This window comes from Acinetobacter sp. 102, assembly GCF_037028485.1.
Lineage (GTDB): Bacteria > Pseudomonadota > Gammaproteobacteria > Pseudomonadales > Moraxellaceae > Acinetobacter > Acinetobacter higginsii.
Genome location: NZ_JAZEZK010000023.1, coordinates 36,244 through 62,430, shown reverse-complemented (window position 1 = coordinate 62,430; position 26,187 = coordinate 36,244). Strand labels below are relative to the sequence as shown.

The 26,187-nt window shown below is 42.0% G+C and carries 26 protein-coding genes and 1 other RNA gene; 9 read left to right on the top strand and 18 right to left on the bottom strand.

Annotated features, from left to right (window positions below; translation table 11 throughout):
- Window positions 1-7: 7 nt before the first annotated feature.
- The 3 genes from WA352_RS18745 to WA352_RS18735 are packed head-to-tail and all read right to left on the bottom strand — an operon-like array spanning window position 8 to window position 3,020.
- Window positions 8-1,201: an LLM class flavin-dependent oxidoreductase gene (locus WA352_RS18745; RefSeq protein ID WP_033133511.1), complete on the bottom strand. Its 1,194-nt coding sequence runs from the start codon at window positions 1,199-1,201 to the stop codon at window positions 8-10.
- Window positions 1,202-1,234: 33 nt separating this feature from the next.
- On the bottom strand, window positions 1,235-1,945 hold the full coding sequence (locus tag WA352_RS18740) for a class II aldolase/adducin family protein (RefSeq protein WP_004655066.1): 711 nt from the start codon (window positions 1,943-1,945) through the stop codon (window positions 1,235-1,237).
- Between the two features lie 13 nt (window positions 1,946-1,958).
- Window positions 1,959-3,020, bottom strand: coding sequence for an ABC transporter substrate-binding protein (locus tag WA352_RS18735; protein WP_004655068.1), 1,062 nt, complete (start codon window positions 3,018-3,020; stop codon window positions 1,959-1,961).
- A gap of 273 nt (window positions 3,021-3,293) precedes the next feature.
- Here WA352_RS18735 and WA352_RS18730 point away from each other — a divergent pair, with 273 nt between their 5' ends.
- A complete protein-coding gene (locus WA352_RS18730) occupies window positions 3,294-4,214 on the top strand; it encodes a chromate resistance protein ChrB domain-containing protein (RefSeq protein ID WP_241345413.1) in 921 nt (306 codons plus the stop codon).
- 2 nt (window positions 4,215-4,216) lie between these two features.
- Complete coding sequence (gene chrA, locus WA352_RS18725; RefSeq protein WP_241345412.1) at window positions 4,217-5,569, top strand: chromate efflux transporter; 1,353 nt, start codon at window positions 4,217-4,219, stop codon at window positions 5,567-5,569.
- Between the two features lie 56 nt (window positions 5,570-5,625).
- On the opposite strand, the gene WA352_RS18720 is transcribed toward chrA, so the two are convergent.
- Together WA352_RS18720 and WA352_RS18715 are read right to left on the bottom strand one after the other, a co-directional pair.
- On the bottom strand, window positions 5,626-5,724 hold the full coding sequence (locus WA352_RS18720; RefSeq protein ID WP_241345414.1) for a YHYH domain-containing protein: 99 nt from the start codon (window positions 5,722-5,724) through the stop codon (window positions 5,626-5,628).
- 28 nt (window positions 5,725-5,752) lie between these two features.
- Window positions 5,753-6,322 (bottom strand): TetR/AcrR family transcriptional regulator, encoded by a 570-nt coding sequence (locus WA352_RS18715; protein ID WP_033134328.1) that lies wholly within the window; start codon window positions 6,320-6,322, stop codon window positions 5,753-5,755.
- Between the two features lie 106 nt (window positions 6,323-6,428).
- On the opposite strand from WA352_RS18715, the gene WA352_RS18710 reads away from it, so the two are divergent.
- Together WA352_RS18710 and WA352_RS18705 are read left to right on the top strand one after the other, a co-directional pair.
- On the top strand, window positions 6,429-7,214 hold the full coding sequence (locus WA352_RS18710) for an SDR family NAD(P)-dependent oxidoreductase (protein ID WP_005205356.1): 786 nt from the start codon (window positions 6,429-6,431) through the stop codon (window positions 7,212-7,214).
- 31 nt (window positions 7,215-7,245) lie between these two features.
- Window positions 7,246-7,851, top strand: a complete 606-nt coding sequence (locus WA352_RS18705) for a nitroreductase family protein (RefSeq protein WP_004805232.1) — start codon at window positions 7,246-7,248, stop codon at window positions 7,849-7,851.
- Between the two features lie 256 nt (window positions 7,852-8,107).
- Here WA352_RS18705 and ssrA read toward each other — a convergent pair.
- The 3 genes from ssrA to WA352_RS18690 all read right to left on the bottom strand — a co-directional run bounded on the left by ssrA (window position 8,108) and on the right by WA352_RS18690 (window position 11,272).
- Window positions 8,108-8,466, bottom strand: a transfer-messenger RNA (tmRNA) gene (gene ssrA / locus WA352_RS18700).
- Window positions 8,467-8,590: 124 nt separating this feature from the next.
- Window positions 8,591-10,117: a DHA2 family efflux MFS transporter permease subunit gene (locus tag WA352_RS18695; protein ID WP_004805230.1), complete on the bottom strand. Its 1,527-nt coding sequence runs from the start codon at window positions 10,115-10,117 to the stop codon at window positions 8,591-8,593.
- A 6-nt stretch (window positions 10,118-10,123) separates the two neighbouring features.
- Window positions 10,124-11,272: an HlyD family efflux transporter periplasmic adaptor subunit gene (locus WA352_RS18690; protein WP_033134329.1), complete on the bottom strand. Its 1,149-nt coding sequence runs from the start codon at window positions 11,270-11,272 to the stop codon at window positions 10,124-10,126.
- 473 nt (window positions 11,273-11,745) lie between these two features.
- Here WA352_RS18690 and WA352_RS18685 point away from each other — a divergent pair, with 473 nt between their 5' ends.
- On the top strand, window positions 11,746-12,732 hold the full coding sequence (locus WA352_RS18685; protein ID WP_033134355.1) for an AraC family transcriptional regulator: 987 nt from the start codon (window positions 11,746-11,748) through the stop codon (window positions 12,730-12,732).
- Window positions 12,733-12,780: 48 nt separating this feature from the next.
- On the opposite strand, the gene WA352_RS18680 is transcribed toward WA352_RS18685, so the two are convergent.
- The 6 genes from WA352_RS18680 to WA352_RS18655 all read right to left on the bottom strand — a co-directional run bounded on the left by WA352_RS18680 (window position 12,781) and on the right by WA352_RS18655 (window position 18,886).
- Complete coding sequence (locus tag WA352_RS18680; RefSeq protein WP_033134356.1) at window positions 12,781-14,115, bottom strand: MFS transporter; 1,335 nt, start codon at window positions 14,113-14,115, stop codon at window positions 12,781-12,783.
- A gap of 182 nt (window positions 14,116-14,297) precedes the next feature.
- Complete coding sequence (gene antC / locus WA352_RS18675; RefSeq protein WP_164467935.1) at window positions 14,298-15,347, bottom strand: anthranilate 1,2-dioxygenase electron transfer component AntC; 1,050 nt, start codon at window positions 15,345-15,347, stop codon at window positions 14,298-14,300.
- A gap of 6 nt (window positions 15,348-15,353) precedes the next feature.
- Entirely contained in the window at window positions 15,354-15,845 is a 492-nt protein-coding gene (gene antB / locus WA352_RS18670; protein ID WP_005190880.1) for an anthranilate 1,2-dioxygenase small subunit, read from the bottom strand.
- A gap of 3 nt (window positions 15,846-15,848) precedes the next feature.
- Window positions 15,849-17,264, bottom strand: a complete 1,416-nt coding sequence (gene antA / locus WA352_RS18665) for an anthranilate 1,2-dioxygenase large subunit (RefSeq protein ID WP_033134331.1) — start codon at window positions 17,262-17,264, stop codon at window positions 15,849-15,851.
- A gap of 200 nt (window positions 17,265-17,464) precedes the next feature.
- On the bottom strand, window positions 17,465-18,262 hold the full coding sequence (locus tag WA352_RS18660) for a class I SAM-dependent methyltransferase (RefSeq protein WP_033134332.1): 798 nt from the start codon (window positions 18,260-18,262) through the stop codon (window positions 17,465-17,467).
- 126 nt (window positions 18,263-18,388) lie between these two features.
- Window positions 18,389-18,886, bottom strand: a complete 498-nt coding sequence (locus WA352_RS18655) for a thioesterase family protein (protein WP_004805214.1) — start codon at window positions 18,884-18,886, stop codon at window positions 18,389-18,391.
- Between the two features lie 170 nt (window positions 18,887-19,056).
- On the opposite strand from WA352_RS18655, the gene hemB reads away from it, so the two are divergent.
- Both hemB and thiO read left to right on the top strand, forming a co-directional pair.
- On the top strand, window positions 19,057-20,070 hold the full coding sequence (gene hemB / locus WA352_RS18650) for a porphobilinogen synthase (protein ID WP_033134333.1): 1,014 nt from the start codon (window positions 19,057-19,059) through the stop codon (window positions 20,068-20,070).
- A gap of 59 nt (window positions 20,071-20,129) precedes the next feature.
- Window positions 20,130-21,251: a glycine oxidase ThiO gene (thiO, locus tag WA352_RS18645; RefSeq protein ID WP_033134334.1), complete on the top strand. Its 1,122-nt coding sequence runs from the start codon at window positions 20,130-20,132 to the stop codon at window positions 21,249-21,251.
- Here the strand turns inward: thiO and WA352_RS18640 are convergent.
- The 3 genes from WA352_RS18640 to WA352_RS18630 form a co-directional block, all read right to left on the bottom strand.
- Window positions 21,237-22,142, bottom strand: coding sequence for a TIGR01777 family oxidoreductase (locus tag WA352_RS18640; protein WP_033134335.1), 906 nt, complete (start codon window positions 22,140-22,142; stop codon window positions 21,237-21,239). The genes thiO and WA352_RS18640 overlap by 15 nt on opposite strands.
- An 85-nt stretch (window positions 22,143-22,227) precedes the next feature.
- Window positions 22,228-22,674, bottom strand: a complete 447-nt coding sequence (locus WA352_RS18635; RefSeq protein ID WP_033134336.1) for an ABZJ_00895 family protein — start codon at window positions 22,672-22,674, stop codon at window positions 22,228-22,230.
- 290 nt (window positions 22,675-22,964) lie between these two features.
- Window positions 22,965-23,417 carry a GNAT family N-acetyltransferase gene (locus WA352_RS18630; RefSeq protein WP_033134337.1) on the bottom strand — a complete coding sequence of 151 codons (453 nt, stop codon included), beginning with the start codon at window positions 23,415-23,417 and terminating at the stop codon, window positions 22,965-22,967.
- A gap of 157 nt (window positions 23,418-23,574) precedes the next feature.
- Here WA352_RS18630 and WA352_RS18625 point away from each other — a divergent pair, with 157 nt between their 5' ends.
- Window positions 23,575-23,952 carry a VOC family protein gene (locus tag WA352_RS18625; protein WP_033134338.1) on the top strand — a complete coding sequence of 126 codons (378 nt, stop codon included), beginning with the start codon at window positions 23,575-23,577 and terminating at the stop codon, window positions 23,950-23,952.
- Window positions 23,953-23,981: 29 nt separating this feature from the next.
- Here the strand turns inward: WA352_RS18625 and WA352_RS18620 are convergent, their stop codons facing one another.
- A complete protein-coding gene (locus tag WA352_RS18620) occupies window positions 23,982-24,764 on the bottom strand; it encodes a crotonase/enoyl-CoA hydratase family protein (RefSeq protein WP_033134339.1) in 783 nt (260 codons plus the stop codon).
- 163 nt (window positions 24,765-24,927) lie between these two features.
- Between WA352_RS18620 and WA352_RS18615 the strand changes: the two genes are divergently transcribed.
- Complete coding sequence (locus tag WA352_RS18615) at window positions 24,928-26,178, top strand: exonuclease SbcCD subunit D (protein WP_033134340.1); 1,251 nt, start codon at window positions 24,928-24,930, stop codon at window positions 26,176-26,178.
- The last annotated feature ends 9 nt before the right edge of the window (window positions 26,179-26,187 follow it).

The following is a 26,187-nucleotide window of genomic DNA, read 5'->3' as shown; positions in this document are numbered from 1 at the left end:
TTCTCCCTTAAACTACGATTTCTTGATTCAAGAGAGAATCAATGGATGAATTTTTATTGAGCTTAGGTAACTCAAAACCATGATCGAGCTCTAATAACGGGAACAATAAATCAGCTACGCGATAGGCTTCTCCAATTAAAGGGAAACCAGATAAGATAAAGGCAGATACACCATAGCTTTCGTATTCTTTAATCCGTTCAGCAATATTTTCAGCACTGCCGACCAAGGCAGTACCTGCTGCTGGGTTTAAAATATCAAAACCAAATAAAGATGGCCCAGTCCAAACATTAGGATAAATTTCAAAATCTTTAGCACGAGGTAATACCCCATGTCGTAACAAAGTGAGATTTCTTTGAACGATCGGATTTGGGCTTTGATAACTCTCAAAAGTTTCATCGGGAGGAAGCTGCCGTTTAACAGCTTCAATTGCATAATTTAAATCAATCTTGTCGAGTAATGACTGAGCATACTGCCAAGCCTCTTCTTCTGTTTCTCGGACAATAATTTGCAATCGAGTACCAAACTCTAAAGTACGCCCAACTTTTGCCGCCTCAGCGGCAACTTTGCTAAACTTTTCTCCAAGCAGCGGTGGCGTATTCGCAAAACTTAAATACACATCGAGTAATTCAACAGAATGCTGAACGCCTTTGGCAGAAGTTCCAGCTCCCCATAAAGGAACACCCTGCTTTTGAGTTGGACCACGCCATTTGGACATTGGAGATCCACTTTCTAGACGTGGTGCAATTTGAATAAATTCCCCCTCAAATCCAGATCGATCACCTAAATAGTTTTGCTGAAATGCTGTCCAGTATTCCTTACTAAAGTCATAACGCTCATCATGAGTATAGTGAATACCTAAAGCTGCCAAACCCTGATCATTTCCATTCACAACATTGAATAACAAACGTCCTTTAGAGAAGGCATCAAACGTTTGCGCATATTTCGCCAAAACTGCTGGCTGGACTTCTCCAGGATGTTGGGCAACCAGAAACTTTAAACGTTCAGTAAATGGAATTAAACTTGCAGCAACAGCAAGTGTTTCATACTCGCTGGTACCCATAAGTGAACCGTAAAAACCAAGTCGATCCGCAGTAATCGCAATCTGTTGCAAGTGTTCATAATCAGTATCCCACCGCCCAGATTCCAACCAAGGATATGGTCCATCCGGAGAAGTGAGATACCATAAAAGTTTTACAGCCATAGTATTCTCTATATTTATATTTGAATCAGATTTCTAATGAAGTGGAAGTAATCCAAGCGACTTGGCTTTATCGGTTAAACCACTCATTCGCCACTGCTGCTGTAAAACACCCTGTCCGTATTCACGGCTTCCCCCAGCTAATTCAGCTAGTAGCTGAATCTGTGCACCTTCCTCAAGTAACAAGATAAATTCAGCTGTTTCTTGTAATCCCTGACGTCCCCATACGGTTGCACCACCGTTGGCTTCTAAAATTGCTCGATGTTCGATATCAACTTTGAGTTGATCTAAAATGAAATCGACTTCTGCCTGACGGCGATCAATATAAATTGGGAGTTCTTTAAATAAATGAAAGCGCTGAACAGGCACATAACGAATCGGTAAGGTACGATGGGTTTGCGCCCAAGCCCCTAAATTCGGCGCGTGTACATGAGATATTGTGGTGACATCTGCATGCTCGCGAAAAAGTTTGTTATAACGCCCACCTGCATTTTTTCTTCCCAATAAAACTTCACCATCAATTGTCTCCACAAGTACTTTGCTTTTTTTATCTTTAGACCAAGGTCCTGCGTAGTTAAAAGTGACTAAGGTATTATCAGGTCCACGTTCAACAAAATTAACCGTTCCATTTGCCGTGATTGTTCTTGTTTCACGGAATACTTCAAAAGCAAATTCAGCTTTTTCACGATTCAATTCGATAAAGTCATTGAGTTCAGGAGAAAGTGGCGTTTGAATAAGTGTTGTCATGATCAATATCCTATTAAAATTGCTTATTTTGGCGGCGCTTTAAAACTTCGAGCAAAGGACGGTGGTCGACCCAAGTATTAATATCGACATCACGCTCAAGAAAACCATGTAACCAAAGGAAATCTTTTTGTTGTCTTAAAAGCTCTAAACGCTCTTCACTTAATGATGGATGTAAAGACTTATGAAAATTATTACGGTAAGCTGTTGCGACACTCTCTGCGCCTGCAATCGTTTCATCTTCAAGAATAACCAGCACTTCATCTAAATGATCTTGAGCCCAATCTGCGGTATCAAACAGCTCTTCCAGAAAATCAACGACGACATCAAAGTGATCTTTTAACAAATCTTCATGTACGGTAATTGGACGAGGCGTACCATTGTTTACACGGGAGGTCACATCTTCAAATTGATCCAAATCAATCCCAACTTTTAAACCGCGTTTTGTCGCAGCTTCAACAGCAGATGCTCCTTTTACATAAACAGCATCAACTTCACCGGTGATTAACGCATCTAATCCAGACCAATAGGTACTGGCATCACGTTGTTGTGTATTCGATTCCGCTCGTTCAGGGACTTCAATAAAATCCACATCACGGAAAGTTAAATTTGCGAGTTGCAAAGCACCTCGAATACCCTGTAAAGACATCGCTCTAAAAATGCTACCTGCCCGTTTGTCTGCATATTCAGGTAAAGCAACTTTTACATTTTTTAAATGCTCTGGCTTGCTGATTTCAGAATCAGGGCGAACAATAATTACCTGCCATTCATCAATCCATGTCAAACCAATGAGTCGACTTGGAGCACCTTCAGAACGAGCAGCTAATGCTGGAACATTTCCACCTTCACGAAATAATGCTGGCAGTTGATGATCAAAATGATGAACAGATAGACCTTTGCGCGCATCTTGTAAAACAGCAACATCAATACCATGCTGTTCAAACTTTTCAATCAGTGTCCCACGTTTAAGTGAGATCCCTGTTGCCGTTGGGACTGGACATCGAGTGACCCAGATTTCAGATAAAGTACTTTTCACAAATTCTTTAGAATTTTCTTTTTTATCGATAACAAGTGACATAGGTATTCCTTAGGATAATTCCAATTTCATATCACTTGTATTGAGCAGCTTTTATGCCAATATTAATTATTTATAATTTTCAACATCTTATGAAAAATTACAATCAAGTTATTGTTTATATTTCATCATTTTTTTAAATCAGTGTTGTTTTCACAACACCTAATAAAGAAATGACTGTGCTTAATCATTTTTCAAAATTAGAAATCTATTCTTCGTATATATGTTTTAAGTTTTTATGTGTAATATATTAAACAAATAAGTTGAGTATATTACATGAAAATATCTTTACTCATATCCTCATTGCCTACGCAGAACACAACAACTCGTATGAGAGTCTGGCGATCTCTCAAAGCAAGCGGCGCAGCAATTCTAAGAGATGGCGTCTATTTGCTCCCTATTACTCATAGTGCAAAGTTTGAACCTATTGCTAATGATGTTATTTCAGAACAAGGAACTGCTTATATCTTTCATGCAGAGCAACCCTTAAATCTTGAGCTTGCTCCTTTTTTTAGTCGGAAAGAAGAATACGATGCTCTCTATAAACAACTGTCTGAATTAAGAGATCGGCAGACCAAAGATGAAAAGAAAGAGCTGCTCAAGCAAATCCGGAAATTAAGAAAAAGTATCGATGCACTGGTGGAAATTGACTATTACCCCGATGAGACTCAAGCACAGGTTTTAAATGAGCTATCTTCATTAGAACTTTCAATTGCACGTCTTGGTGAAGTGAATGAGCCTCAAGCAATACAAGCTCACATTCAACTTCTAGATAAAGCTAGTTATCAAAATAGAATTTGGGCAACACGTAAAAGACCTTGGATTGATCGTCTAGCCTCTGCATGGCTAATAAAGACATTTATTGATACCTCACCAACATTCATTTGGTTAGAAACACCAAGGGACTGCCCAAAAGAAGCATTTGGATTCGATTTTGATGGTGCAACTTTCAGTCATATCAATCATTGGGTGACCTTCGAAGTTCTTTTACATAGTTTTGATCTAGAAACACCCCCATTAAAGAAAATCGCTGAAATTGTTCATTACCTTGATGTAGGTGGGATTGAACCTCCCGAAGCAATCGGTATTGAAAAAGTTATTCAAGGAATTCGAAGTCAGATAAGTGACGATGATCAATTATTTGCATTATCGAATCACATTTTCGATGGCTTATATGCCAACCTATCAAGAGAATAATCATGGAACAAGAACAAGCCGCTGCACCCGATGAGCCAGCACAGCCAATTCATTTTTGGCAAGCCTTCTTATTTTGGCTTAAATTGGGATTTATTAGTTTTGGTGGACCAGCGGGGCAAATCGCTGTCATGCACCAAGAGCTTGTTGAACAAAAACGTTGGATTTCTGAAAAACGTTTCTTACATGCTCTCAACTACTGCATGTTATTACCCGGACCTGAAGCTCAACAATTAGCAACCTACATAGGTTGGTTAATGCATAGGACTATAGGTGGTATTGTTGCGGGTGTCTTATTCGTTTTACCCTCTTTATTTATCCTGATCGCGCTCTCATGGGTCTATGTAAAGTTTGGTGATGTTCCTATCATTGCTGGTCTCTTTTATGGAATAAAACCAGCTGTTGTTGCTATCGTCTTTCATGCAACTTACCGGATTGGCAGCCGATCATTAAAGAATAAGTTTTTATGGGCAATTGCTGCACTTGCATTCGTTGCTATCTTTTTCTTTAACCTTCCGTTTCCTTTAATTGTTCTAAGCGCTGCAATCATTGGATACTTGGCAAGTAAAAAATATCCAAGCTTTTTTACTAGTGGAAGTTCACATCAGCAAGGTAAAAAAGATTATGGCCCAGCATTAATTGATGATGATACTCCAACCCCAGAACATGCCATATTTAGTTGGAAGCACTTTGGAAAAATTTTATTTATCGGTGCAATTTTATGGTTTACACCCATTATAGGTTTGACTCTTACCTTCGGATGGGATCATGCCTATACACAAATGGCTTGGTTCTTCACGAAGGCTGCACTGTTAACATTTGGTGGGGCTTATGCAGTATTACCTTACGTGTATCAAGGTGCTGTAAATTTTTATGGTTGGTTGAGTCCAACACAAATGATCGATGGTTTAGCACTAGGTGAAAGTACCCCTGGCCCACTGATTATGGTGGTTGCATTTGTCGGATTTCTAGGTGGCTTTAATCATGCATTTTTAGGAAGTGATCATGTATTTTTAGCAGGTGCCTTAGGTGCTGTCATTGTTACTTGGTTCACGTTTCTATTTTCTTTCATTTTCATTCTAGCTGGCGCCCCAGTGATTGAATCTACTCACAATGAGTTAAAGTTTACTGCACCTTTAACAGCAATTACCGCCGCTGTTGTAGGAGTAATATTGAATTTAGCACTCTTCTTCAGTTATCACGTTTTATGGCCGAATGGATTCAACCATCCTTTCAACTTTGAAGCTGCATTCATAGCAATTGGAGCATTTGTTGCCTTATTCCATTTTGAAGTCAAAGTCATGTATGTGATTTTTGCTTCTGCATTCTGTGGCTTGATTTTATATATAGGTGCATAAGCTTAGTGTTTTAGCGTTTAAAAGAAAAGGAAGCTAAACTTCCTTTTCTTTTACCATTAGTGGCAGTGACGATCCCCTGTCTTGCTGTTCGTATGGCAGCCTGAAGAATCAGTACCACCTGAATGAGCAAAAGCATTTGTTGCCGAAAGCCCCATTAAACATACTAAAATTAGTTTCTTCATATTATTCAGCTATAAGTTTTATTAAATCTTCTTTACAGTCTAACAATATTTCATCTGACAAACTCGAATTATCAGGGCATGCCCGAGACAATACGACTGCCCCAACCGACGTAGATAAGATATAAATCGCTTTTTTCCGGAGATCAGCATTTTCATCAGTAGAATGTTTAGCAAGTTCAGCCATAATAAATTGCAGTAAATGTTCGATACCACTTTCAAACTCTTGTTTAACTTCCTCAGGTTGCCTTGCCGCATCACAGGATAAAGCAGCCAAAGTACAGCCCTGATCAGCATGATCTCGATGCTGCTTAGAAACATATAGTTGAATAAATTGTTTCAAGCTTAGCCCATCAACTTGTTTTAAAACTTGTTCAACACCATTTTTTACACTAATTTGAATTAGGTCTAGTTTAGAACTGAAATGCTTATAAAAACCGCCATGTGTGAAACCTGCACTGGACATCAATTCAGCAATTCCAATGCCATCATAACCTTTGCTTTTAAATAGCTCAGTCGCCTTAGTCACAATCTTCTCACGATTTTCTTTAACCTGAGTCTTGGTCACTTTCATTGGCAATGCTCAACATGGATAGCAATAATTAGATTATACATTGATTATGATTGACATCAAAAAAATACAGGTTTAGATTATGATCATAATCTAAAGAGAAGCAATTATGAATAAACATTCTAAAGCACTGGTAACAGGCGCATCTTCAGGTATTGGTGCAGTCTATGCAGATCGTCTGGCAAAACGCGGGTATGATTTAATTCTAGTAGCAAGAGATCAAAGCCGATTGAAACAAATCGCGCAAAAAATCCAACAACAATATGGCGTCCAAGTTGAAGTAATGGCCGTCGATTTATCTAAAAATGAAGATGTAATATCAATTGAAAACCGACTCAAATCCGATCCTCAAATTAATCTACTGGTCAATAACGCAGGAATTAGCGTTAGTGGTCAGTTTTTAGAACAGGATTTAGAACAAATTGAGAAACTGATTTCTTTAAATATCTCAGCGTTAGTCCGCTTATCTCACGCAATTCTACAAAGATTAATCCCTCAAAACACGGGTGCTATTATTAATCTTGGATCAGTAGTTGGTCTTGCCCCAGAGTTTGGTCTGACTGTCTACGGGGCAAGTAAATCATTTGTTGAATTTTTTAGTCAAAGCCTGAGCTTAGAACTCAAAGAAACCAATGTTTATATTCAGGCTGTGCTCCCCTCTGCGACAAAAACCGCGATATGGGAACGTTCAGGTGCCGATATCAGTCAAATGCCTCCAATGATGGATGTGGATCAACTTGTTGATGCAGCGTTGATTGGCTTTGATAAACGAGAAACAATAACAATACCTGTTTTAAAAGATGAAAATTTGTGGAAAACTTATCAAAATTCACGTTTAAAACTTTTACCTAACTTTTCCTCAAGCGAAGTCGCACTTCGTTATCAATCCCAATAATTTTTCCAAAAAAGATTCAAGGATATAATGTATGAATGTAATCGATGCAATTCAACAACGCCGTGCCATTAAACGCTTTGATCCAGATTTCAAAATCTTGGATGAAGATAAAAAGAAATTATTAAGCAGTGTCATGGAAAATGCACCGAGTGCCTTTAACCTTCAGCACTGGCGACCCGTGCTGGTTGAGAATGTTGAATTAAGAAAGCAGATAAGAGCAATTGCCTGGGATCAGCCACAAGTTACAGAATCATCATTATTGATTGTTTTATGTGCAAAAGTCAGTACATGGGAAGTTGATGCGAAGCATGTATGGGATGGGGCTTCACCAGAAGTTCAAAATATTATGGTTGGCGCAATTGACCAATATTACCGTGACCGCCCGCAAACCCAACGTGATGAAGTCATGCGCAGTGCGGGTATCTTTGCTCAAACTTTGATGTTACTTGCTCAAGAACATGGTTTAGACAGTTGCCCTATGGATGGTTTTGACTTTGATGCGATGGCAAAGCTAATTAACTTACCTGAAGATCATGTAGTGTGTTTAATGATTGCTGTTGGTAAATCAGCATCGCAACCTTACCCTAGAGTTGGGAAATTGCCTTATGATAACCTTATTACTATTGATTCATTCTAGTCTGTTTTAATGATCTTTAGATTATCATTCTGTCTTCGGATTGATCAGATGGTGTTATCAATAAACTCAAATTCTTAAGGATTTGAGTTTATTTTTTATCAAGATATACATACTAAAAGTCAAAATTTCCAATTCTGCCCCTTAAAAAGCAAAAATTAGGTCGGATAATATCGGACAAAAAGGCAAATAAAAAAGCCTTTAAGTATTGAACTTAAAGGCTTTTTCATATCGGATCGAACAATCCCGAATAATATTTTGGTGGAGATGGCGGGAGTCGAACCCGCGTCCGCCAGCACTACGCCCGAGAATACTACATGCTTAGATATCGTCTACTATTTTAACTCTTTGTGACCCGACGAACAGGGTACAAATCGCGATCCTCTAAGTTTAGTACAAAGCCCCGAGGCTTGGCTTTATACGGACTTGTGTGCGTGCGCTTCAGTCGGACTCTCTAACCACAAGTATTCAGAGAGGCGGACAAGCTGCCCTTAGGCAGCTAGAGCGTATGATTCGTCGTTTGCGACTAAAAAATGCAAATTTGATTTACGAGAGGAAATGCGCTCTCGGCATGCATCTATGAGTTTCATCACCAGCGTCGAAGCCAGGAACATCCCCAAAGTACAGCGCAATCATAGCATAAATGACTAGAATTTAAATCTTAATTTCTAAGCATTGAGCAAAATATGCGCTTATAAGCTTATATTGTTGCGGAACTTGCTTTTTCAAGTCCCGATTCACATTAGTGTGGTGCAGGTCCACCAGCCACGGGTTTAGGTTTTGGACTCATCCAGATCAGAGCACTGGCAAACACAAATACAATCGCCAACAACATAAACACATGATTGGCAGACATGGTAATCGCCTCTTTGTCCACCAGATTGGCAATCGTGGCGAGTGTTGCATCAGAGGAGAATCCATTTTGCAATAAGGTATTTTGTACTTCTTGCGGATGTAAGTTATTCACCATTTCACTGCGCGCCACTTTGGCATGATCATCCCAAATGGTAACTGCGATTGAAGCTCCAATCGCCCCTGCCATGGTTCTCAAGAAGTTCATCAAACCTGCTGCCGATGCCATTTCCTGTGGCAAGACTGAACCCATTGCAATATTTGACAATGGAATAAAGAAGAATGGTACAGCAAAGCCTTGCAAGATTTGTGGCCAAGCCAAAGCCATAAAGTCCGCATCAGTCACCCAGAAGGCACGCATTAAGGTCACGACACCGAGCAGAGCCAAACCAAAACTGGCCAAGGCGCGTGGGTCATATTTAGTCGATAGCTTCGCTACAATGGGCGACATGGTCAGACTACCAAAGCCCATGGTGGCGGTGAGATAGCCTGCCCATGTGGCGGTATAACCTAAATTGATTTGCAGCCACTGCGGAATCAGTACAATACTGCCAAAAAAGGAACCAAAGCCAAAGGCCAGCGCCAGTACAGACACGGCGAAGCCCCGATGTCGAAATACATACAAATTGACTACAGGATGCTTTTCGGTCAATTCCCAAATCATAAACACGATAAAACCAACTACGGCAATCAAGGCCAGCATGATAATACTGCTACTATTAAACCAGTCGCGTTCGTGTCCCAGATCAAGCATCAATTGCAGTGCGCCAATCCAGAGCACCAACAGGCCTAGACCAATCGCATCGATCCGCAGTTTTTCAGTTTTGGTTTCAGCCACCGACAACAAACGTATTGCTGCTAAAACACAGAAAATACCTACAGGAATATTGATAAAGAAAATCCAGTGCCAAGACAGATTGTCACTGATGAGTCCGCCAAGGATCGGCCCGAGAATCGGTCCAATCACTGTGGTCATTGCCCACAATCCCATTGCCTGAGCATGTTTTTCAGGTGGGAAAATCCGCATCAATAGCGTTTGACTGAGTGGCATCAATGGCCCGCCACAGAGACCTTGTCCGATACGGAAAAATACCAGCATTTCTAAGGATGTTGCCAAACCACACAGGAATGAAAAGATGGTGAATCCAATCAGACCAAAAACAAACACCCGAACTGTACCAAAGCGTCCTGCCAGCCAACCAGTTAACGGTACACAAATCGCTTCTGCAACGGCATAAGAGGTAATGACCCATGTGCCTTGAGAACTAGAAACAGCAAGGTTCCCCGTGATATGAGGCACAGACACGTTGGCAATGGTGGTATCCAGTACCACCATAAAATTTGAAAGGGCGATCACAAACGCGGCAAGTAGTAAGCGCCCGCCACTCAGTTCTGCAAATGGATTTTGCGTTTTCATGGCTGATTACTTCGATGCGAGATCAATATCCGCTTGCATCGACAACCCTACACGCAATGGATGTTCTGCAAGTTCTTTCGGATCAAGACTGATACGCACAGGTAAACGCTGTACCACTTTAATCCAGTTTCCTGTGGCATTTTGTGCAGGAATCAAGGCAAATGCTGCACCCGTACCGCCTGAGAAACCTTGTACCACGCCGTGATAAACCACGTCATCACCATATAAATCAGAGCGTAAAGTCACTTTCTGCCCTGCTTTGACTTTCGCCAATTGGCTTTCTTTGTAATTGGCATCGACATACAGTGCAGAGACAGGCACCACCGACATCATTACGGTTCCAGGCGCAACCCGTTGTCCAATCTGAATATTACGGCGGGCGATGACACCATCAACAGGCGCACGAATCACCGTACGTTCTAAATCCAGTGCCGCTTGTTCCACATGCGCTTTTGCAACTAAAACATCAGGAGTAGATGCTTCATTCACCCCTTGAATCAAGGCTTCATTGGCCGCATAGGTACTTTCAGCCGCTTTACGGCTTGAGGTGGCTTGCGCCAAACCTGCTTGCGCCAAATCCAGACTGGCTTTTGCTGTTGAAACCGCACTTTGCGCCTTGCTTAATTCCTCTTTAGAAATTGCACCTGATGCAGCCAGTTCATTACGACGATTCAATTCCAATGCAGCACGATCATAATCGGCTTGTGCTTTGGTCACTTGTGCCTGTGCACTGGTGATTTCATCATTACGAACCACAACCTGAGAATTTAAAGAGCTGCTATTGGCTTGGCTTTGTTTATATTGGCGTTGCGCTTTAGCCAGTTCTGCCTGCGCCTGTGCCAATTGAATCTTGGCATCACGTTCATCAATACGTACCAATACATCGCCTTGTTTGACCTGTTGAGTCTCTTTGACCAAGACTTCAGCCACTTGCCCACTGACCATTGAGGTAATTTGTGCAGTTTCTGCACCGACATAAGCATTATCGGTACTGACCGAATGATTAAAGAATAACGCCCAAATGCCATACAGAATTGCAGCGAGAATGAGAATGAGTGCGAAAAATCCGAGGAATTTTTTACGTTTTGCTTTCATTGCATCATCTGATGCCGAATCTGAAGCAGCATCCTGTAGGTTGGCTTGAGCGTCAGTCATAAGTTATTCCTGAAAATTAAAGAGATTTTTAACTTTTGGTTTAATCAGCCGATCAGTTTAATTTTGAAAACTTAACTGAATGTTAAAAAAACCAAAAATGAAAATAAGAACAAAAACCATTTCACATTTTAACGATAAAAAATCATATGGCGAGATTAAAAAAAATAACTGATGCGTTCAATTCTTATAAATTGATATTTTAACGATGATAAGAAACTTAAAGTTTGGGTTCTAAGCGAGAGATTTTCGTAATCCTCTCTGATACAGCAATCCTTAACATACCTATAAAGCATGAAGATATATGTGGAATAGGCTTGTGTATTTGGCTGGATTTGTTCTAATGAACTTAGGTGGAATATTGATTTTTGCGCGGCAATTCATTCTTCCACGCGAGAAAAGCACGGTCATTTATGGATCAGAATGGCATTTTTCTTGCTGCTAAAACAACAAACACTTCGCTAGGTGAAAGGACGATGACATCACTCAGCCAAAACATGGATCTTATCCATCACTCGCATCAGGCCGACTTTGCTCAAGATCTGATGTCAATGATCTGTGGTGAACACCGCTTGGATACCCTATGTCGAGAAACACTCGATTTTCATTATGACGGGATTCGTTTACCGCATAAAAAAATGGCGATCGGAACCATTAGTTATGGCGCCAATGTCGCTATCAATATTGCCAACCTGAAAGCTTATAGCATCAGCCTGCCCTTTCATGGCAAACAAACGCTGAGTATCCGTGGCGCAAAATACCAATCCGATGCACAAACTGGTTTAATTGTCTCCAATCAGGACTTACAGGATTTGGTCATCAATCAGGACTGTCAAAAATTTCAGGTGGTGATTCCTGAAAACAGCCTGCAATTGGTATTGTCCGAACTCCTGAATCAACCGATTGAAGAAGCCATCGTCTTTAACCCTGAAATTTCCTTATCGATGACTGGCTTGATGCAGGCATGGTGGCACAATATTGAAAACTTTTTACAGTTAAAATCACACTATGCCGACTTTTCCGGCCTACCCATGTTTTCTGAGGACTATGAAAATTTTGTGATTAAAGCCCTGCTGCTGTCTCAGGAAAATAATTATTCTGCAGCCTTACATGAACGTTGCAACCGAGGCGAACCAGCCTATCTGCGCAAAGTAAAAAACTTTATCATTCAGCATGCTCAAGAAGCCCTCAATGCCGAAAGCTTACACACCTTGGCAGGTGTTTCTAAATCAAAACTCTATGAAGAATTTCAGCAGCATTATGGCCTGAGTCCGATGGCCTATCTACGTAAATATCGCCTACAGCAAATCTATAAAATATTGAGTAATACTGCCAAGCATCAAAAAATTTCAATCTCCAAACTGGCTTATGACTGGGGTTTTAATCACCTCAGCCGTTTTGCTCAGGAATATAAAGATGAATTTGGGGAAAAACCAAGTGAAACCCGAAATAAACATGAGTGAACACTCTTAAATAAAAAGCCCAGTCAACGTACTGGGCTTTTTTTATAATTAACTGGTGCTTAACACGGGTTTGACTTTATTGTTCTGACGCATAGCTTTTAAACTCAAGGCAATAAAAGCGATAAAGGTCGGCAAGGCCAGCAAATAGAAAATTCCGCCAAGACTAATCTCATAAGTAAAGATATACGAACCAAAGAACGCCCCAAAGATGGCACCGACGCGACCAATGCCATGCATCCAAGACACCCCAACCGCACGACATTGTGATGGATAAAACAATGCCGCCAAAGGTAATAGAGACGATTGCGCTCCTGTCAGCAATGCCCCAATCAGGAAAATACTGATGCCAAGCAATAGGATGCTGGAACTGACGAAGCCCGCAACGATAAATATGATAAATGCTGTCAGGTAGGCATATTTAATCACCTGAGTTGGATTCAGTTTATCCATATACCAGCCCATGATGATGGCACCAATCACCCCACCAAAAGGGAAAATCGCAGCAATTAAACTAAACTGTTGTGTGCTAAAGCCTGCGGTTTTTAAAATGGTTGGCATCCAACTGGTCAATAAGTAGAACACCAACAGGCTCATAAAACAGCACAGCCATAACATCACAGAACCCCACAGATATTTACCCAAAACTGTTTTAACAGGACTTTCACTGCGATCCACATCAAGGTGTGGCAACTCGATTTTAACGGTGTCGGTAAATGCATGACCTTGAATTTTTACCAGAATCTGTTGCGCTTTGGCTTGCTGCTCTCGTTTAATCAGATAAGGCACTGATTCTGGCAATTTCAGTAATAACACCACCACGAGGAACAAGGGAATAATACCACCCAAAATCACCACTTTAGCCCAACCGAGATTTTCCAGTAAATAGGCAGACAACAAACCACCACAGGAAATCCCTAACATAAACCCACATCCCGCCAAACCAGTCAGAAAAGCTTTACGTTTCGCAGGCATATATTCAGAAACAATGGTACTGATGTTTGGCATCGCCGCACCCAAGCCCACACCGGTAATAAAACGGTAAATCATCAAGTCCTGCGTGGAAGAAGCAAAACCACACAAGATGGTAAATACGGAAAATAATAAGGTCGTGAATACAATCACCCCTTTGCGCCCAAACCGATCTGCCAATGGCCCTGAAATAATTGCACCGATCGACATCCCCACCAGTGCTGCGCTGAGTACAGGTGCCAATTCAGGCTTGCTGATACCCCAATCATCCAATAAGGCGGGTGCGATAAAACCAATAATTCCTGTATCTAAACCATCGCAAAAAAACACCAAGAAACCCAGTGTAAATACCAGCCATTGCAGCGGCGATAAACTGTCACGATTGATTACTGTATTAACATCAACTGTCTTCATCTTTATTCCCTTAAAAGCAAATTCTGTTAAAACTTCTGTTGCTTGGATCAATTCAATATGTGTCGTCAATCTCTCCTTCAGAGTCGTCTGATTGCATACATCCAATATTTTTTAATGTTGAGGATGATGTTTTTGATGAATAAAAAAGGGATGGTCATCACGATGTTCCATCCCTTTCTCTATTAAGCATCGAGTGCAATACGTGCACTGTTGCTTTGTAAAAACTTCTCGCTATAGAGACGGTAATTAGTTAATGCTTGCTCATCCAGCCAGCTTTTGACCGCTTCGATCATCGGCGGTGGCCCGCATAAATACATATCAAAAGCCTGTTCCGCCAATTGATCCCGATTCAGATGCTGATGGATATAACCTGTTTTGCCTGTCCAAGTTTCCGAAGCTTGGGTGACGATGGGTTGATAGTTAAAATTCGGCATCCTTTCTGCATAGGCCAGTAAACGTGACTGTTCGCATAAGTCGGTTGCCTGATTGACCCCGTAAAACAATTGAATCGCAGGCGCATCGGCTTGCTCGGCAATATTGTCCAACATGCCTAAAAAAGCGGATAAACCTGTGCCGCCTGCAATAAAGACCAACGGTCGTTGCACTTCACGTAAATAGAAACTGCCCAAAGGTGCTTCCATCATAATGGTTTGCCCCACTTGGCAACGTTCGCGCAAATAATTGCTCATCACTCCCTCGGGCAATAACCGAATTAAAAATTGCAGTTGATTGTCTAGATTAGGGCGATTGGCAAAGGAATAAGAACGCCAATCCTCTGTTTCAGGAATCTGCAAACGCGCATATTGACCCGGCAGAAACTCAAGTTGCTTGGTATATGAACTGGCATCGACATGCAGAATGGCGGTGCTCTCTGAAACCAGTTCAAGCTTAGTCACTTTGCTGGCAATTTTTAAGGTTTCACCTGCATGGCACATCTCGGAGCTATGATCAAAATAGAAGGCGGCATTGGATTTGACCCGCGTTTGACAGGCCAGCATTTTACGCTCAGCCAAATCACGCTCACTCAAGGCATCTTCATCGACATATTCCTGTTCATAAATGCCTGTTTCACATTGTCCCTGACAGGTCCCGCACACACCTTCACGACAATCCAAGGGTAAACTGATGCCTTGACGAATGGCGGCATTCAACAGTAACTCATCCTCTTGGACTGAAATAAAAAAGGTTTTTCCATCGGCAAAATTAAGCGCAACTGAATGTCCCATCATGATGCTCCCTTAAACATGATAAAAATCTAAGACCGAATCAATTTTGTCATTCAGCAAAATCGTGTGTTGACGGCGGATACGGAATCCTTCTGCCGTAGGTCTTAACAGATAAGTGGCATGTCCATAGAAACAACCTTCCAGACCTTGACGATTATATAAAGTGCTCCATCCAACTTTGGCTTCAATTAAGCCATTCTGTAGGGCTTTAACCTGTACATTTTGAATGCTGTGTTGCGTGCGAGGTAATGGCGTGGCTGATGCGGCTTTGCCGGTACGGATACGAAACACGCGATCCTCAAGTCCTGAGCGATCAGCATAATAGATATAAGACAAGCCCTGATTCGGATCTTCGACATAACGATGATCATCAATCCATTGCGGAATGTGATATTCACTATCTTCATCATACAGTTCCAGATAGGCATCCCAATCATAGCAATCGCACAGTTCAGACTTCTGATATAAAAATTGTGAAACAGCAAAATGTAATTCAGCAGTCATGGCTTAGACCTCCTCTGTCACAGTATCTAACTGATAGGTAATATCCTGCATTTTTAAGGCCTTGCGATTTAAGCCCTCCAGCATTAGGCGCTGCCATTGACCATGTTGATTGACATATAAGCCTTCATGCGTCAGTTCACGGCCCGTGATCAGAGGTTGAATCCCGAGATCCTGTGCATTCTGCGTCAGCTCATAACACCATTTATGCTGTCCACGGGAAATATCACTCCAGCGCTCTAAACGTGCTTGGAAGCCTTTTTGCTGTTCACGGAATTCCACCAGATCATCAGGCGTACCTAAGCCAGAGACATTGAAAAAGTCTTCAAACTGGCGAATACGGTTACGACGCGACTCAGTCGACTCGCCTTTTACTGCCAGACATTGGCTAATCACTTCGGTTTTATTCCATGCCACCGGACGGACAATTCGCAGTTGGGAACTGATCTGATCCATGAAGAATAAGCTTGGATAGAGGTTTAAGTTTCTGAGACGATGCATGGCCCATTCAGCACGTTTACTGCCATATTTCTCCAGCAGATAAGGCATCACCGTGTCATAGCCAGGACGCACGGCTGGATTTGGCATGTCACTGAATAAGACACTGTGACCGTTTTTAAAACTGAACCAGCCATCATCGGTTTGGTTATCGCCTGCACCTAATTTGCTGTAATCCAAGGTATCCAGATCATCGCCTTTGGCCGCATTGACCTGTTGGCGATGCTGTACCGTTGAGACATAGTTATAGTGCACGGTACTGACGTGATAGCCATCCAGACCATTTTCATTTTGCAGCTTCCAGTTTCCTGCAAAGGTATAGGCAGACTTGCCTTGCAGGACTTCCAACTCACCTGTTGGCGACTGCTCCACCATTAAATCGAGGAATACTTTGGCATCCCCCAAAAAGTCTTCAAGGGTATCTGTGGCTTGTGTGTCCAGACTGACAAAAACAAAACCACGGTAGCTGGCAATGCGTCCCTGTTTGAGACCACGACTCGACTTGTCAAAATCTTCACAATATTCAGCAGGTGCTTTGACCTTGACCAGACGGCCATCAGACTTATAACACCACGCATGGAACGGACAGGTAAAGGTCGATTGATTGCCTTTGGCCACACGGGTTAAGGTTGCACCACGATGCTCACAGGCATTGACCATGGCATGCAGTTGACCTTGGCCATCGCGGCTAATGATCAACGGTTGACGTCCAATTTGAACAGTTAAAAAATCATGATTGTTGGGAATCTCACTTTCGTGACAGGCGTAGATCCAGACTTTTTCAAAGATCAATTCCATTTCCAAATCGAAAAGCTCAGCTTCTGTGAACATCTCGCGTGCGATACGGAATACACCCTCTTTCGGGCGAAAATCCAAACATCCTGTGATGAAATCTTGCCATTCTGCAATATTACGTGGAGCCATTTTTATCTCCTCCAATCCATAAAAACCTTTTCATGATTGAAGCTTGATTTATGGCTGGACTCTATCCACTTTTTCCAGATCTCTATCCAGTTTGGGAATTATTTTAGGATCACACGATTGCTAGATAATAAAGCCAATTGAGGTGGAAATATTCGCACCTCAACTAGACTCATCGAATGATGTTTTAGCAAGATAGGCTGTTAATTTTTAATTGCCCGTGTTGCCAAAAAGGTTGGCATAAATTGATCCACCAAAAAGCGTGGTTGTGGTTGATCATCTTCATAAAAGCTTTGAATAAAAAAACCTGCGGTCAGTTGCCCCTGAATTAAATCCGTGAGGCTATGTCCAAACACCACTGCCTCACCTGCTTGCAGTTTGGCATTGAGCGCACCTGCACCCAGATCTTGAAGATCGGAATAAGGCAATTTATAAATCGGGTGAATCAGCCCCTGTTTGGCATATTCAGGATTGCGATCTGCAATAAAAACCACTGGATTATAAAAACTGGCGATTAAAACCCCTTGCGGTTTGAGTACCCGATAGCATTCCCGCCATACCGCTTCAACATCGGCAACATACAGGTTTGAAATCGGTTGGATAATCAGATCAAATTCAGCATCCTGAAATGCCTGCAAATCACACATATCTCCCTGCACGGTCTTGAGCTGAAGCCCTTCCCGTTCAGCAACCATTCGGTCTTGCTGCAATTGTTGATCAGAAAGATCAAAGACCGTGACATTCGCACCCGCAGCAGCCAATACAGGTGCTTGTTGACCACCAGCAGAGGCTAAGCACAGGATGTTTTTTCCGACAATATCGCCAAGCCATGCTTTGGATAATGGCTTTGGTGTGATATGTAGCTCCCAATCACCATGACGAGCTGCACGAATCAGTTCATGACTGACAGGACGTGACCAAGCCTGCTGCTCTCTCGCCTGCTGATCCCAAGCTGCACGATTATGGCTGAGAAAATCGAAATGATGGATTGGCTTTGCCACAATGAAGCTCCCTTTTCTGACACTTAAATCGTTCAAGATAGAAATACGATATCAATGCGAAAAAAGGAAGCGGAGTTCAGGACAGAAACGACTGCCTAAAAGACAGCTGAGCTTGTGCCATCTAAATTAATAGGCATAAGACGCAATCGCGGTTGCAATCGCTTTACCTTCATCATTGACCATGGTCATACGCATGGTGCAACCTTTACGACCTAGGCGTAAGGTTTCAGCGCGGGCAATAAAATGTTTGCCACGCCCAGGTGCCAGATAATCCACCCGCATATCCACCGTGGCTAAACGCGATACTTTTTTTATGGTATCGGGTAAATCTTCTGGTGTGGCACGGCGATAAAGCTGCTCCATCGCAACCACCCCACCAATACTGTCCAGAATCGTGGCAGCAACGCCACCATGTAAAATCTGAAATGCAACATTCCCCACCAGTTCTGGCTGCATCTCAAAATACGCTTCAATCTGATCATCGACCACTCGCATGACCATGCCACTGTATTTAAAAAAAGGACAGGCATTGAATGCCTTGCACAGCTGTTTTAAAACCACTTGGTGGTCTGCCTTAGCACCTAGCTGAATATTCCCAGTCCAGTTTCTCTTTACATCATTCATACGCGGCCTACACTCAATGGAAAGAATAACTTTCCATTATTTTGCACAAATCTAAAAATATGGGGCTACAATAGCGGGGTTCTGTAATTGGGTAACAGCGCTAAGCTCTCCCTAGCGTGACTTAATACCTCAATTATTCCTATAGTGTAATACTGAACATCGAGATTGTTATGACTTATACGTTCAATCGTCCAGCTTTTCCTGCGACTCGCATGCGCCGTATCCGTAAAAATGACCAACTTCGTGCCATGGTCAGCGAAACTCATTTAACTGCGAATCATTTGATTTATCCAGTGTTTGTATTACCAGGACAACAACAAACTCAAGACATTCCAAGCATGCCAAATGTGCAGCGCTTATCGGCTGACTTATTACTAAAAAAAGCAGAAACCTTACTTGAACTCGGGGTTTCAAAACTTGCCCTATTCCCTGTCACACCACAACAAGATAAAAGCTTAACAGCGGAAGCCGCTTGGGATGACAATGGCTTAGTTCAGGCGACGTGCCGCCTACTTAAAAAAGAATTACCAGAGATGGTCTTGATTACCGATGGTGCGCTTGATCCTTATACCACGCATGGTCAGGACGGTATTATTGATGACACGGGTTATGTACTCAATGATGAAACCGTTGAATGCCTAGTGAAACAAGCACTTAGTCATGCTGCGGCTGGTGCAGATGTGATTGCGCCAAGTGACATGATGGATGGCCGTATCGGTGCGATCCGCCAAGCGCTTGAGCAAAATGATTTTATCTACACCAACATCATGGCCTATTCAGCAAAATATGCCTCAAGCTTCTACGGCCCTTTCCGTGATGCGGTGGGTTCTGCCAGCAACCTGAAAGGTGGCAATAAATACAATTACCAAATGGATATTGGCAACCGTGCCGAAGCCTTGCATGAAATTGCGCTGGATCTGCAAGAAGGTGCAGATATGGTAATTGTCAAACCGGGTATGCCTTATCTAGATGTGGTTCGTGAAGTCAAAGATACTTTTGGTGTTCCGACCTTTATCTATCAAGTCAGTGGTGAATACGCCATGCTTGCGGGTGCGATTCAAAACGGTTGGCTCTCTGACAGCGTGATTCTAGAATCGTTGATGTGCTGCCGTCGTGCAGGTGCAGATGGGATCTGGACCTATTTTGCGGAAGATGCAGCACGTAAATTAAAAGAGATGAAATAAAATCTCCCCTAACCCCTCTTTTATAAAGAGGGGAATTTTTAAACTGGTTTAACTTTATCATGCATATTGCCATCATTGGTGTGGGTATTAGTGGCTTAATGTCAGCATTGGAACTTGCTGAACAAGGCTGCTCTGTCGATATTTTTGACCAACAACTTGCAGGTCAAGCTGCCTCATGGGCGGGTGGAGGTATCCTCTCACCCATGTATCCTTGGCGTTATGCGCCCGAAGTCAATCAGCTGGCCCAATATGGCAAACAGCTCTACCAAACATGGAATGAAAAACTACTTCCCATTACTGGTATTGATTTTCAGATCCACGATACAGGCATGCTGATCTTTGATCAGGAAGATTTCGAGATCGGCTTAAATTATGCCTCTCGGTACCAAGAACCGATGCAGCAATGCGAACTGCTCAATCGCCCCAAACTAGAAAACATTAATCCCTATATTTCCCAGAAATTCCAACAAGCTATTTATTTCCCACAACTCTCAAATGTTCGCAATCCACGTTTATTACAATCGTTAATTTGCTACTTAAAACAGCACCCTGCCGTGCGCTTCTTTGAACAATGTCCTGTTAAAAAATTAATGATTCAGAATAAGAAAGTACTCGGAATTGAAACCGAAGATGGTCAGAAATTTAGCGCGGATCATGTCGTGATTACGTCTGGGGCATGGAGTCAGCAATGGGCCGAGCAAACCCAACGCAATATCCCCGTGCATCCCGTGCAAGGACAAATGCTGTTATTTAAAACCCCTGAAAACTGGCTTCCAACCATGTGCATGAATCGGGTGATGTATCTAATTCCACGTCAAGATGGTCATATCGTCTGTGGTTCAAGCATGGCAGATACGGGCTTTAGTACTGCGGTGGATGAACACACTCAACAGGATATTCTCAGTGCTTGTTTAGATATGGTGCCTGAATTAGCACAATTTCCGATTGTAAAACGCTGGGCAGGCCTACGTCCGAGTTCTCCACAAGGCATTCCCTATATCGGCGCAATGCCTGAACTGGAAAATCTTTGGGCCAATTTTGGACATTTCCGCAATGGCCTATGCATGGGCTCAGGTTCAGCACGTTTGCTACGTCAACTCATTTTAGGACAAGATACGCTGGTTGATCCGAATGCTTATTCACCTTCGCGTTTAAAGCGACAAGATTTAATTTCTTGCTAAAATTGCAGTTAAAGCCTCATTTAAATCTGGATATTGGAATTGGAAGCCCTGTTCCAGCAAGGCTTTGGGCACCACATATTGACCATTTAAAATAAGCTGTGCTTGCTCGCCAAGCATCGACGTAAATACGCACTTAGGCATTCGCATAAAAGGTTTGCGCTTTAAAATGTGAGCAGCCGTTTGAGCAAATTGTTGTTGATTGATTTGTTCAGGTGCGACAAGGTTATACACCTTTTGACTGTGATTGGATTGCAGCAAAAAAACCATGGCATTCAGTACATCTTGGATATGAATCCACACGATCGGTTGTCGTCCCGAACCAATTTTTGCAACCGCATTCAATCGAATCGGTAACAGCATTTGTGGCAAAATCCCGCCCTGTCCAAAAACTACACCCAAACGAATGATCTTGGTATTTTGTTGGCTAAATTTTAAAGCGGTTTGCTCCCACTTCTGGCAAAGCTCAGACATAAAAATCGCTTGCGGTGCTGTATTTTCATCACAAATAAGCTTCCATTGTTCTTGTGGATCAATACCGTAATAACCAATCGCAGAACCAGAAATAATACCTTTCGGAAAAATTTGCCGTTTTTCCAGCCATTGATACAGTTGTTCTGTCACCGCAACACGGCTGTGTATTAATTGTTGCTTACGCTGTTCAGTCCAGCGTTTTGCGCCAATATTTTCACCAGCCAGATTAATCACATAATCAATTTGTTGCGTTTCAATTTGATCAAGATCATTCACCCATCGTAGTGCTGAATGCTGAGAAACTCGATTTGGCTGTCTAGTCAGTGCAATAATTTGATATTGTCGTTCTAATAAAAAAGGCAACAAATGTGAGCCAATAAAGCCACTTGCACCTGTGATTAAAACTGTCTGTTTTTGCATCGCACTCTCATCCTGCATGATATTGATCAGCTCGATATCTCAGTCTTAGCAGAATGAAAGTGAATTACAAGTGAACTTTGTTCAACTAGTTGAACATTTTATTGGCCATTCTCTGTGCTTGCGGTCCATAAAACCAATAGGTAATTAAGAATAATGGTACAGCAATCACAAACCACATCGCCAATACCGTTAGCAAAAATTGGGGCTGTTTCAGATAGAGTAAAAAGTTCTGCCAAACTTCGGGATCTTTCCGTGCAAAAATAAACAGACCAAGAAGTAAGCCACATGCGTTATAGCCCCAAAAGATCAGACTAAAGCCGATGCTTAAACGTGTCCGTTCCTGTGCCATCGGTGCACGGCGTTGTTGCTTGAGAAATTTGAATAAAATAACAATGATCGCAATTAAATAAGGAACCGCAGTCAACACGCCACCAATACTATTTGGTAAAATAGCGGCCAGTACGCCTGCCAACAATGTTGCAGTAAAACAAATTATAAAAAACCAGATATAGTACAAACGCAATGAAATCATAAAGATAAACCTAATTAGACTGGCTTTAGAAAATAATTATAAATTTTTTTCACTTTTTTTTCATTTTTATGTCAACCAATCCTCAACCAGTAGCGTTATATAAGGTACAAGGTCGCAGCAACCGATTGTACATTGCACGGCATCCGCAATGTTTTCGGTGACCTTTCATTATGACTCTCCATCTTTAACAATGGTTGTGTTAGCAGCCAGAACCATTGAAAAAGATTTTGACCGACGATTTATCATCACTCGAATCGTCGGTTTTTATTTGCCTGAAATTTGTATTTTAATTAAACCGTATCGGCAACATACATTTTAATCAGTCCACCCTCATCTTCTGTCACCATGGTTAAGAATGTCCAGCCACACCTTTCGTAAAAATCATCTAGATCTGTCACCAGATAAAGCTTTTCAAATCCTAAACTTCTCATTTCTGCTCGGGCAAAATCCAATAGTTGTTTGGCGATATTTTGCTTTCGGTAAGTTTCCTCAACAAACAAAGCACATAGGTTTGGACTGATATCTTTGCGCTCATGGAAATCATTGTCGATCACTCCAGTGCCAGCAATGATGTGCTGATGTTCATTCAAAATCACATACCATTGCGGAACTCCCTCTGGCTGTTCAATCGAGGTTTGTATGCTGTCTCGATAGGCCTCAATAGGAATCCCCCATTTATCTGAAAACCAGATTGCAGCCTGTTCTTGCAATTCAGGATGATTCGCTAATTTAATAATTTTCATCAATACAGAATTAACCTCTTATATCTTACTCAAATGTATTCAACGCGTTTTTATGATTAAACCGCAAAATGCGCAGCTGCTTACATAAATGTCTCGTCTTTCAATTCCATATCTCTTTAGAATAATTCTACGACTATAAAAATTAGGGACAGATTGAATGAACAGCATTATTTATTTTGAAATTCAGTCATCAGATCCACAACGTGACATTCACTTTTATCAATCCGTATTTGGCTGGCAATTTGAAAAAGTAGAAGGCCTACCGATTGAATATTATCGTATCGCAACCACAGGAATTCATGGCGGTTTATTACAACGTCCTGTAGCAACACCAGCAACAGGATGTGGAACCAATGCCTTTACCTGTAGTATAGAGGTGGCAAATTTCGATGAAACTGCAGCTAAAATCCTAAGTTTAGGTGGGATTATCGCCATGGATAAATTTGCGATCCCGAACCGCTGCTGGCAAGGCTATTTCATCGACCTCGATCATAATACCTTTGGGATTTGTGAAATAGATGAGCGGGCGCAATAACTTGCTAAACTCAAGTTAAAGTAAAATGATTACCGCCCCTTAAACTGCGGTGGCCGTTTTTCTAACATGGCACGAACGCCTTCTTGAGCATCCTCAGATACAAACAGCGGCATCAAATAATTGTTCATTTTTTCAAATGCAACTGTTTGACCTTCCACGACTGCATCGGTTGCAGATGCTAATAAAGCTTGCACTGCCAACGGTGCGGCACTACAAATCTCTTTGGCAATTTCCAAGGCACGTTCAAGTTGTTGCCCTGATTCCACCACTTCAGACAGGAGATTGAGCTCATACGCCGTTTTGCTATTAAAGGTCTTCCCCGTTAATAAATAAGGCATGGCTTTTTGCCAACCCGCAGCTTGTACAAAGCGCACCGTTGCACCGCCAAAAGGCATAATCCCACGTTGCACTTCGAGCTGACCAAAGACCGTATTTTCGCTGGCAATCACCACATCAGCATTCAGCATGAGTTCCACGCCAGCGGTATAACAAATCCCTTGGACAGCCACCACCACAGGTTTTGTTCGATGCCGCCCGCCCGTTCCCCACGGATTAATCTGATCAGCCTCAAAATTAAAAATACCTTGTGAAATTTTGGACTGTAATTCCACCAGATCTAAGCCCGCAGTAAAGTGATCACCATGCGCAAAAATCACGGCGCAGCGTAGTTCAGGCTGGTTTTCATATTCAGTCAAGGCTTGAGATAGATCATGAATCATATGGCTATCAAAAGCATTGCGTTTTTCCACACGATCCAGACCGATCAGCATAATCTGATCAAAAATTTCACGGCTTACTTGACCTAAGCTCATTTTATCTTCCTCATTGTTAAAATAATGGCATTGAGATCAAACTAGAGCATCGTTGAAAAATGATCAAGGCAGATCTTGTAGTGCTTTTCTGCTCATCAAGGCTCTCCCTTCCACCTGAATACGTGCTACCTTATTCGGGTTTATTTTATTTTTAGATTCATTTATGACCGTGCGTTTTTTTCATACGTCTGACTGGCATTTGGGGCAGTTTTTTTATAATCATTCCCGCCACTACGAACATGAACAATTTCTGACATGGTTACTTGAGCAGATCAAAGCCAAACAACCGCATGCATTATTAATTGCGGGTGATATCTTTGATGTGATCAACCCGAGTTCACAGGCACAAAAACAACTCTATCAATTTCTTGCCGATGCACATGAGCTTGCCCCACATATGCAAACCTTAATGATTGCTGGCAATCACGACTCAGGTTATCGCATTGAACAAGTTGAACCCTTATTAGAAAAATATAACGCAAAAACGGTCGGTGTGATTCGCTGGAATCAAGATAAGACCCTCGACTTAGAGCGTTTAATTTTGCCGATTTATAATGAACAAAAGCAGATTGTAGCGTGGTGTATTGCCCTGCCATTCCTACGTTCAGCTGAAATTACAGGCTTTAATGAGCACACCACCAACAGTCAAAATGCGATTGCTTATCTACACCAACAGTTAATCGAAGAAGCCAAACGTCGTAAAACCGATGATCAGGCCCTGATTCTGATGTCACATGCGCATATGCAAGGCGGAGAAACCTCCGATTCAGAACGGCTGATTATTATTGGTAATGAAGAAGCCCTATCTACAGCTCTGTTCGACGACAGCATTGATTATGTGGCACTGGGGCATTTGCATAAACCGCAAAAAGTACAGCATCCACATATTCGTTATAGCGGTTCACCAATTCCACTGTCATTTAGTGAAATCAACTATAAACACCAAGTGGTTGAAGTCACGATTGATTCTAAAAAAAGTAAAGATTCGTTTAACTTTGAAGCTTTGCCGATCCCCAGAAGTATTCAACTGCATAAAATTAAAGATGAACTCACTGTAGTCATGCAGCGCCTTCGCAATCTGCCAAATGAACCGATCGAAAATCTCGAGCATCGCGAATATGTCGATATCGAATATCATACCGCGACACCACCACAGCCTAATTTACGACAACAATTTGAAGATGCTTTGCCCAAAGATCGTTATCGACTGGTGCGGATTTCCAGACAATATCTCTCCAATGAAACTAATGCCGAGAGCAAGCAAACTATTAGCTTAGAACCACCGACACCCGAAAAACTATTTAAGCAAATTTGGGAGAAAAAGGGCTATCACGCTGATGATGAAGTCACTCAAGACTTTATGAGTTTGGTCGCAGAAGCGCAAAAGCAACTTGAAGATGATCAGACTGTTTAAGGAGCTGCC

Coding starts and splice junctions, on each gene's coding strand:
- WA352_RS18640 (WP_033134335.1), bottom strand. CDS start 22,142: ATGCAAAAACAGACAGTTTTAATCACAGGTGCAAGTGGCTTTATTGGC.
- hemB (WP_033134333.1), top strand. CDS start 19,057: ATGACTTATACGTTCAATCGTCCAGCTTTTCCTGCGACTCGCATGCGC.
- chrA (WP_241345412.1), top strand. CDS start 4,217: ATGGAACAAGAACAAGCCGCTGCACCCGATGAGCCAGCACAGCCAATT.
- WA352_RS18685 (WP_033134355.1), top strand. CDS start 11,746: ATGACATCACTCAGCCAAAACATGGATCTTATCCATCACTCGCATCAG.
- WA352_RS18740 (WP_004655066.1), bottom strand. CDS start 1,945: ATGACAACACTTATTCAAACGCCACTTTCTCCTGAACTCAATGACTTT.
- WA352_RS18695 (WP_004805230.1), bottom strand. CDS start 10,117: ATGAAAACGCAAAATCCATTTGCAGAACTGAGTGGCGGGCGCTTACTA.
- WA352_RS18630 (WP_033134337.1), bottom strand. CDS start 23,417: ATGAAAATTATTAAATTAGCGAATCATCCTGAATTGCAAGAACAGGCT.
- WA352_RS18705 (WP_004805232.1), top strand. CDS start 7,246: ATGAATGTAATCGATGCAATTCAACAACGCCGTGCCATTAAACGCTTT.
- antA (WP_033134331.1), bottom strand. CDS start 17,264: ATGGCTCCACGTAATATTGCAGAATGGCAAGATTTCATCACAGGATGT.
- WA352_RS18745 (WP_033133511.1), bottom strand. CDS start 1,201: ATGGCTGTAAAACTTTTATGGTATCTCACTTCTCCGGATGGACCATAT.
- WA352_RS18715 (WP_033134328.1), bottom strand. CDS start 6,322: ATGAAAGTGACCAAGACTCAGGTTAAAGAAAATCGTGAGAAGATTGTG.
- WA352_RS18690 (WP_033134329.1), bottom strand. CDS start 11,272: ATGACTGACGCTCAAGCCAACCTACAGGATGCTGCTTCAGATTCGGCA.
- WA352_RS18735 (WP_004655068.1), bottom strand. CDS start 3,020: ATGTCACTTGTTATCGATAAAAAAGAAAATTCTAAAGAATTTGTGAAA.
- WA352_RS18625 (WP_033134338.1), top strand. CDS start 23,575: ATGAACAGCATTATTTATTTTGAAATTCAGTCATCAGATCCACAACGT.
- WA352_RS18710 (WP_005205356.1), top strand. CDS start 6,429: ATGAATAAACATTCTAAAGCACTGGTAACAGGCGCATCTTCAGGTATT.
- WA352_RS18620 (WP_033134339.1), bottom strand. CDS start 24,764: ATGAGCTTAGGTCAAGTAAGCCGTGAAATTTTTGATCAGATTATGCTG.
- WA352_RS18730 (WP_241345413.1), top strand. CDS start 3,294: ATGAAAATATCTTTACTCATATCCTCATTGCCTACGCAGAACACAACA.
- WA352_RS18680 (WP_033134356.1), bottom strand. CDS start 14,115: ATGAAGACAGTTGATGTTAATACAGTAATCAATCGTGACAGTTTATCG.
- WA352_RS18635 (WP_033134336.1), bottom strand. CDS start 22,674: ATGATTTCATTGCGTTTGTACTATATCTGGTTTTTTATAATTTGTTTT.
- thiO (WP_033134334.1), top strand. CDS start 20,130: ATGCATATTGCCATCATTGGTGTGGGTATTAGTGGCTTAATGTCAGCA.
- WA352_RS18655 (WP_004805214.1), bottom strand. CDS start 18,886: ATGAATGATGTAAAGAGAAACTGGACTGGGAATATTCAGCTAGGTGCT.
- WA352_RS18615 (WP_033134340.1), top strand. CDS start 24,928: ATGACCGTGCGTTTTTTTCATACGTCTGACTGGCATTTGGGGCAGTTT.
- antB (WP_005190880.1), bottom strand. CDS start 15,845: ATGACTGCTGAATTACATTTTGCTGTTTCACAATTTTTATATCAGAAG.
- WA352_RS18720 (WP_241345414.1), bottom strand. CDS start 5,724: ATGGGGCTTTCGGCAACAAATGCTTTTGCTCATTCAGGTGGTACTGAT.